The 7587-nt window shown below is 57.0% G+C and carries 7 protein-coding genes and 1 other annotated feature; of the genes, 3 read left to right on the top strand and 4 right to left on the bottom strand.

Features of this window, described 5'->3' with window-relative positions; translation table 11 throughout:
* Positions 1–47 precede the first annotated feature (47 nt).
* The 4 genes from pheA to bamD form a co-directional block, all read right to left on the bottom strand.
* Complete coding sequence (pheA, locus tag BHU62_RS24385; protein WP_073534928.1) at positions 48–1205, bottom strand: bifunctional chorismate mutase/prephenate dehydratase; 1158 nt, start codon at positions 1203–1205, stop codon at positions 48–50.
* A 42-nt stretch (positions 1206–1247) separates the two neighbouring features.
* Positions 1248–1374: a sequence feature (Phe leader region), on the bottom strand.
* Positions 1326–1373 carry a hypothetical protein gene (locus BHU62_RS25140; RefSeq protein WP_101428074.1) on the bottom strand — a complete coding sequence of 16 codons (48 nt, stop codon included), beginning with the start codon at positions 1371–1373 and terminating at the stop codon, positions 1326–1328. Its footprint overlaps the feature before it by 48 nt.
* Positions 1375–1497: 123 nt before the next feature.
* The gene (raiA, locus tag BHU62_RS24380) at positions 1498–1839 is read right to left on the bottom strand and encodes a ribosome-associated translation inhibitor RaiA (protein ID WP_073534927.1); all 342 of its coding nucleotides are present in this window, start codon (positions 1837–1839) and stop codon (positions 1498–1500) included.
* Positions 1840–2150: 311 nt separating this feature from the next.
* Complete coding sequence (gene bamD / locus BHU62_RS24375; RefSeq protein WP_073534926.1) at positions 2151–2882, bottom strand: outer membrane protein assembly factor BamD; 732 nt, start codon at positions 2880–2882, stop codon at positions 2151–2153.
* A 131-nt stretch (positions 2883–3013) separates the two neighbouring features.
* Here bamD and rluD point away from each other — a divergent pair, with 131 nt between their 5' ends.
* The 3 genes from rluD (at position 3014) to clpB (ending at position 7426) form a co-directional block, all read left to right on the top strand.
* On the top strand, positions 3014–3991 hold the full coding sequence (rluD, locus tag BHU62_RS24365; RefSeq protein WP_073534925.1) for a 23S rRNA pseudouridine(1911/1915/1917) synthase RluD: 978 nt from the start codon (positions 3014–3016) through the stop codon (positions 3989–3991).
* Positions 3991–4722 (top strand): purine nucleoside phosphorylase YfiH, encoded by a 732-nt coding sequence (yfiH, locus tag BHU62_RS24360; protein ID WP_073534924.1) that lies wholly within the window; start codon positions 3991–3993, stop codon positions 4720–4722. The genes rluD and yfiH overlap by 1 nt, the downstream gene beginning before the upstream one ends.
* Positions 4723–4852: 130 nt before the next feature.
* Positions 4853–7426: an ATP-dependent chaperone ClpB gene (clpB, locus tag BHU62_RS24355; RefSeq protein ID WP_073534923.1), complete on the top strand. Its 2574-nt coding sequence runs from the start codon at positions 4853–4855 to the stop codon at positions 7424–7426.
* The last annotated feature ends 161 nt before the right edge of the window (positions 7427–7587 follow it).

Below are 7587 nucleotides of genomic sequence, written 5' to 3'. Positions count from 1 at the left end.
AAAGTCGGTGTTGCAAAAACGGGGGTGACCATAGATTTTTTATGGTTTCAGGATGGGTTGACCGGCACCACGCTGTCGCTTGGGTAACAGCCCAGTATCTTCAGCGAGCGGGTGATTGGTGCCAGATCGCGCAGTGCTTTTTGCATCGCGTCGGCACGTAGATTGGCCTGCACATCAATATAAAACATCTCTTCCCACGGATTGCCGTTGATCGGGCGTGACTCCAGTTTGGTCATGATGATGCCGTTGTCGCGCAGTACCAGCAGTGCTTCAACCAGCGCACCGGATTGCTGGCCGGTCGCCATGATCAGCGTGGTTTTGGCAGGCACCTGTTCGGAGACGTCGATCGCTTTGCGCGCCAGGACGATGAAGCGGGTGATGTTCTGCTGCTGGTTGGCGAGGTTGTGTTCCAGCACCTGCAGCCCGTACAGCGCACCGCCGGCTTCGCTGCCCAGTGCCGCCACCTTCGGTGAATTCAGCTTGGCGACTTTCTCCATCGCGGCGGCGGTGCTTTCGGTGTATTCAATTTTCCAGTGCGGGAAGCGGTTAAGGAACTGGCTGCATTGTTGGAACGGCTGCGGGTGGCTGTAGACGGTTTCAATCTGGTTCAGCTCGCTGTCGCCGGCCACCAGAACGCAGTGGTTGATCGGGTTGGTCAGCTCGCCGACGATCGACAGACTGGTGTGTTGCAACAGATCGTACACTTCATTAATCGAGCCGGAGCTGGTGTTCTCGATCGGCAGAATCGCGTAGTCCGCCTGGCCGGTTTCCACCTGGGTGAAGATATCCTGAAATTTCTGGCAACCACATTCGATCAGCTGATCGAAGTGGCGGGCGGCGTATTGGCGCGCCGCCAGATGTGAGTAGGAGCCTTTCGGGCCGAGGAAGGCGATGCGGGCGGAGTGTTGGCTGACGGGGTTTAGCTGGTGTTGCAGCAGCGCCTGCTGGGTCAGGACGGAATCTTCTATGATCAGTTGGAACAGTCGGGTGACGTAGAAGCCGTCCAGATCGTAAGGCTTGGCGGCGGCGATCAGCGCATCCAGCAGATCGCGCTCGCGCTCTTTGTCGCGGATTGGGCGGTGAGAGTGCAGCTTGGTCTTGCCGACTTCGATCGCCAGCTCGCGGCGTTCCGCCAGTAAAGCCAGCAGTTTCAAGTCCAGTGCGCTGATGCGCTCGCGCAGCACCAATAACGGGTTGTCAGTCATAATCAGCTTCCGCCTTCAGTTCTTATTCGTTATAAAACAGCCATAAAAAAAGCCCCCTGTTTCCAGGAGGCCTTGTTGTTCGTCTTCGCATTCTTTCTCACACGACGAAACGCCTCCCAGTCAGGGGAAGGTAAAAAAGAATGCGAAGAAAAACGGTGTGCGTGGCATGGTTTACCCAAAGTTGATGTGAACAGGTTTTAAAGTAACCGCTGGCTTTTACGCCGTCAACAAAAATACCCGACAAAAAACGCGCCCTCAGGCGCGTTTGATGCGGCAATAGCAGTTCGGACGGTTATTGCTGTTCCGGCGTGACTTCCGGCACGATGTCTTTCACGCTGGCATTGCAGCGGCGGGCTTCGCCTTTGTGCTGCACTTTATTCAACTGGCGCTCCAGTTTGGCGATCAGCTCGTTAACGGCGGTATACATGTCATCATGTTTGGCGCTGGCGACCAGCGGGCCGTTCGGCGTGGTAATGGTAGCGTCGGCGACAAACCCTTGCGGTTCTTTGGATAAGACGATGTGCGGATTGATCAGCTGGGCCTGCCATTTTTCCAGTTTGGTGAGACGGTCTTCGACGTGATTGCGGATTGCGGGAGTGATATCCATTTGTTTGCTGGTAATGTTCAATGTCATATAACTTACCTCTCTGTCTTTCCGTCTTGGTGAGTTCAGCATACCCCGCTTTTTGTTTAAATGCGTGATGTAAGTCACGATTTTTTGTCACTTTTTGCAAAGTTAGCTCAATCTGTGATTCAGCATCTGAATTGGTTATCTAATGCTTGAGAGTTGTCGCCGGATGGCGCATTATCGATGGGTTGACCGGTGAAACGTGCTTGCTAACACCGTGTTTTTGCTTGTGTATTTTTCCAGTGAAAACCCGGTCGACGCAAATGAAAACGGCAGCCAAGGCTGCCGTTTGGTTTTCTATCGCTGTTGCCGCCCGATTATTGCGGGTTAGCGGCGATCACTTTGGCTACTTTGTCAGCCTGGCCGTTCAACTGCAGCTGTTTATAAGCATTTTCCATCAGCGGCAGCACGTCGTGCGCCGCTTTGGTATCCGGGTATTCACGCAACATTTGCTCGGCGCGATTAACGACCGCGACGTAAGCACCGCGTTTAGTGTAGTATTCCGCCACCGAAAGCTCATACTTGGCCAAACGGTCTTTCAGGTACACCAGACGCTTGTTGGCGTCGGTCGCGTATTGGCTGTTCGGGTATTGCTGAATCAACTGGCTGAAGTCGCGGAACGCAGCGCGAGCGTGTTGAGGATCGCGATCCGAACGGTCAACCCCGAAGAAGCCCTGCAGTGCGCTGTCATCGAGCGCCATATCTGTCAGGCCGCGCATGTACATCACGTAATCGATGTTCGGGTGCGTCGGGTTCAGGCGCATGAAGCGATCGATAGAGGCCTGAGCCATCGGCAAGTCGGCAGCCTTATAGTAGGCGTAAATCAAATCCAGCTGGACCTGCTGGGAATACGGCCCGAAAGGATAGCGGTTATCTAACGCTTCGAGTTGCGTAATCGCGCCCTTGAAGTTACCGTCCTGCAGTTTTTGCTGCGCGGTAGCATAGATTTCCGAAGGCGGGTTGTCGGGAACCGCATCCTTGGATGTGGAGCAACCTGCCAGCGCCAGGCTCAACGTGGCTGCCGCCACCAGATATTTCATACGCGTCATGACGTTTTGATTATCCTCAGGGTGTTATTCCGGGAGACTGTCCGTTAAGCTCCCGACAAAGACCAGGTACAATAGCACATTATATTAAACGGCATCGCCGTGAAAACCCAACGTTAACGAAGAAGCTGCATATGGCACAACAAGTACAACTCACCGCAACGGTGGCCGAATCTCAACTCGGACAACGTTTAGATCAGGCTTTGGCCGAATTGTTCCCTGATTATTCACGATCTCGCATAAAAGAGTGGATCCTGGGCGATCGGGTGAAGGTCAATGGCAAAACGTCAAACAAACCGAAAGAGAAGGTGCTGGGCGGAGAGACCGTCGCCATCGATGCACAGATTGAAGAAGAAGCGCGTTGGGAGCCGCAGGATATCGCGCTGGATATCGTCTATGAAGACAGCGACATCCTGGTGATCAACAAGCCGCGCGATCTGGTGGTGCACCCCGGCGCCGGTAACCCGGACGGCACGGTGCTCAATGCATTGCTGCATCATTACCCGGAAATCGCCGACGTGCCGCGCGCCGGCATCGTGCACCGCCTGGATAAAGACACCACCGGCCTGATGGTGGTGGCGAAAACCGTACCGGCGCAAACCCGGCTGGTGGAAGCGCTGCAGGCGCGTGAAATCACCCGTGAATATGAAGCGGTGGCGATCGGCACCATGACGGCCGGCGGCACGGTAGAAGAACCTATCGCGCGCCACTCCACCAAGCGCACCCACATGGCGGTGCATCCGATGGGTAAACCGGCGGTGACGCACTACCGCATCATGGAACACTTCCGCGCGCATACACGCCTGCGTCTGCGCCTGGAAACCGGCCGTACTCACCAGATCCGTGTGCACATGGCTTATATCAGTCATCCGCTGGTGGGCGATCCGCTGTACGGCGGCCGTCCGCGTCCGCCGAAGGGCGCTTCGGAAGCGTTCATCAACACGCTGCGCGGCTTTGACCGTCAGGCGCTGCACGCCACCATGCTGCGTTTGTACCACCCGATCAGCGGCATCCAGATGGAGTGGCATGCGCCGCTGCCGCAGGACATGGTTGATCTGATCAATGCGCTGAAGGCGGATACCGAAGAATTCAAAGATCAGTTGGACTGGTAATGAACGCGCTCATTCTGCCCGACTGGCCGTTGCCTCCTGGCGTTAAAGCCTGCAGCACCACGCGCGGCGGCGGCGTAAGCCTGCCACCTTATGACTCGCTGAATCTCGGCGCCCATGTTGGCGACGAGGCGCAAGCGGTGATGCGTAACCGGGAACGGCTGGTGACCGCCGCCGGCTTGCCGCAGATGCCGGTGTGGCTCGAGCAGGTACACGGTACCCGCGTGGTGACGTTAACGGGGCAAGCGCCTGCCGATCTGCGTGCGGACGCGGTGTACAGCAACGTGTCGGGTCAGGTGTGCGCAGTGATGACGGCGGATTGCTTGCCGGTGTTGTTCTGCTCGCAGCACGGCGACGAAGTGGCCGCCGCTCACGCCGGTTGGCGCGGATTGTGCCACGGCGTGTTGGAGCAAACCGTGGCGGCGTTCAGCGCCGCGCCGGGCCAGATCAGCGCCTGGCTGGGGCCGGCGATCGGCCCGCAGCAGTTTGAAGTCGGGCCGGAGGTGCGCGCCGCCTTTATGGCGGAAGATGCCGAAGCCGCGGCGGCGTTTACGCCGCACGGCGATAAGTTTATGGCTAATATCTATCTATTGGCGCGCCAACGTTTGTTGCGGGCGGGCGTGCAGGCTATCTATGGCGGCGACCGCTGCACAGTTAGCGAAATGAGTCATTTTTTCTCCTATCGACGCGACGGAATAACCGGACGTCTGGCAAGTTTAATCTGGCTGATATAACCTATTGAATTAGGACGATCCAACGACGCATGGCGTTGTACCGAAAATTTAGCGTCGAGATAACCTTGAAAATTTGAGGGATGACCTCATTTAATCTCCAGTAGCAATTTCGACCCATCTTGGAGGTGTTATGCGTCTGGATCGTCTTACCAACAAATTCCAGCTTGCCCTCGCCGATGCCCAGTCACTCGCCCTTGGGCACGACAACCAGTTTATTGAACCGCTACATCTGATGAGCGCCCTGCTCAATCAGGAAGGGGGCACGGTTCGTCCACTATTAACTTCCGCAGGTATCGATGCCGGGCGCGTGCGCACCGAGATCGAACAGGCGCTGTCCCGTTTACCGCAGGTAGAAGGCACCGGTGGCGACGTTCAACCGTCCCACGAGCTGGTGCGCGTATTGAACCTGTGCGACAAGCTGGCGCAGAAGCGCGCGGACAAATTCATTTCTTCCGAGCTGTTTGTGCTTGCGGTGCTGGAAGACCGCGGCTCGTTGACCGACTTGTTGAAAGCGGCCGGCGCAACGGCCGACAAAATCAGCAAAGCCATTGAACAAATGAGAGGCGGTGACAGCGTGGAAGACCAAGGCGCCGAAGACCAACGGCAAGCATTGAAGAAATACACGATCGATCTGACCGAACGCGCCGAGCAGGGCAAACTTGACCCGGTAATCGGCCGTGACGAAGAAATCCGCCGCACTATCCAGGTGCTGCAGCGCCGCACCAAAAACAACCCGGTGCTGATCGGCGAACCCGGCGTGGGTAAAACCGCCATCGTCGAAGGCCTGGCGCAGCGCATCATCAACGGTGAAGTGCCGGAAGGGCTGAAGCACAAGCGTGTGCTGTCACTCGACATGGGCGCCTTGATCGCCGGCGCCAAATACCGCGGCGAGTTTGAAGAGCGCCTGAAAGGCGTGCTCAACGATCTGGCCAAACAGGAAGGCAGCGTTATCCTGTTTATCGACGAACTGCACACCATGGTCGGCGCCGGTAAGGCGGATGGCGCGATGGATGCGGGCAACATGCTGAAGCCGGCGCTGGCGCGCGGCGAGCTGCACTGCGTCGGCGCGACTACGCTCGACGAGTATCGTCAGTATATAGAGAAGGATGCGGCGCTCGAACGTCGTTTCCAGAAAGTGTATGTGGCGGAGCCGAGCGTGGAAGACACCATCGCTATCCTGCGCGGCTTGAAAGAGCGTTACGAACTGCACCACCACGTGCAGATCACCGACCCGGCCATCGTGGCGGCGGCGACGCTGTCGCACCGTTATATCTCCGATCGTCAATTGCCGGATAAGGCTATCGACCTGATCGACGAGGCGGCGTCCAGCATTCGCATGCAGATGGATTCCAAGCCGGAGTCGCTCGATCGGCTTGAGCGTCGCATCATTCAATTGAAGCTGGAACAGCAGGCGCTGAATAAAGAGTCTGACGACGCCAGCAAGAAACGCCTGGAAATGCTCAGCGATGAGCTGGGGCAGAAAGAGCGCGAATATTCGGAGCTGGAGGAAGAGTGGAAGGCGGAAAAAGCGTCGCTCTCCGGCACCCAGAACATCAAGGCTGAGCTCGAGCAGGCCAAAATCACCCTGGAGCAGGCGCGCCGCGTCGGCGATCTGGGGCGGATGTCGGAACTGCAGTACGGCAAAATCCCCGAGTTGGAGAAACAGCTCGCCGCCGCCACGCAGGCCGAAGGCAAGACCATGAAGCTGCTGCGTAACCGGGTGACCGATGCGGAAATCGCCGAAGTACTGGCGCGCGCGACCGGGATCCCGGTGGCCAGAATGCTGGAAGGCGAGCGCGATAAGCTGCTGCGCCTGGAGCAAGAGCTGCATTCGCGGGTTATCGGCCAGGACGAAGCGGTCAGCGCGGTCTCCAATGCGATCCGCCGCAGCCGCGCCGGGTTGTCCGATCCTAACCGGCCGATCGGGTCGTTCCTATTCCTCGGCCCGACCGGGGTGGGGAAAACCGAGCTGTGCAAGGCTCTGGCCTCGTTCCTGTTCGACAGCGACGACGCTATGGTGCGCATCGACATGTCCGAGTTCATGGAGAAACACTCAGTGTCTCGTCTGGTCGGCGCGCCTCCGGGCTATGTCGGTTATGAAGAGGGCGGTTACCTGACTGAAGCCGTGCGCCGCCGGCCTTACTCGGTGATTCTGCTGGATGAAGTCGAGAAAGCGCACCCGGACGTATTCAATATTCTGTTGCAGGTGTTGGATGACGGCCGCCTGACCGATGGTCAGGGTCGTACCGTCGATTTCCGCAATACCGTGGTAATCATGACTTCTAACCTGGGTTCCGATCTGATCCAGGAGCATTTCGGTCAGATGAACTACGCGCAGATGAAAGAGTCGGTTATGGAGATGGTGAGTCACCATTTCCGTCCAGAGTTCATCAACCGCATCGACGAAGTGGTCGTGTTCCATCCGCTGGGCGAGAAACACATTGCCGCGATCGCCAAGATTCAGCTGGCGCGTCTGTACAAGCGTTTGGAAGAGCGCGGTTACGAAATGACCATGACCGAACCGGCTCTGGCGCTGTTGAGCAAAACCGGTTACGACCCTGTGTATGGCGCGCGTCCGTTGAAGCGTGCTATTCAGCAGGAGATCGAGAACCCGCTGGCACAGCAAATCCTGTCCGGCAAGCTGATCCCCGGCAAGCTGGTGACGCTGGATGTGGAAAACGACCATATCGTTGCCCGCCAATAACGGCGATTAAGCGTAATAAAGATAAAAGGGAGCGGGAGACCGCTCCCTTTGCTTTATCTTCGTTTGTTCCTATTTACAGGGTTTGCCGCTATTGATGCGCTAAAATCGGCATTTTTTGACTAATAAACATCCTAAAAAGGCATTTTAGGCGATTATTTGAA

Origin of the sequence: Serratia marcescens (genome assembly GCF_001902635.1) — a bacterium.
GTDB classification, from domain to species: domain Bacteria; phylum Pseudomonadota; class Gammaproteobacteria; order Enterobacterales; family Enterobacteriaceae; genus Serratia; species Serratia marcescens_F.
This window is presented reverse-complemented; position numbering and strand designations above follow the sequence as displayed.

Bases quoted from the DNA above. Each gene is read 5' to 3' on its own strand.
- bamD (WP_073534926.1), bottom strand. From the start codon at position 2,882: ATGACGCGTATGAAATATCTGGTGGCGGCAGCCACGTTGAGCCTGGCG.
- pheA (WP_073534928.1), bottom strand. From the start codon at position 1,205: ATGACTGACAACCCGTTATTGGTGCTGCGCGAGCGCATCAGCGCACTG.
- yfiH (WP_073534924.1), top strand. From the start codon at position 3,991: ATGAACGCGCTCATTCTGCCCGACTGGCCGTTGCCTCCTGGCGTTAAA.
- clpB (WP_073534923.1), top strand. From the start codon at position 4,853: ATGCGTCTGGATCGTCTTACCAACAAATTCCAGCTTGCCCTCGCCGAT.
- raiA (WP_073534927.1), bottom strand. From the start codon at position 1,839: ATGACATTGAACATTACCAGCAAACAAATGGATATCACTCCCGCAATC.
- rluD (WP_073534925.1), top strand. From the start codon at position 3,014: ATGGCACAACAAGTACAACTCACCGCAACGGTGGCCGAATCTCAACTC.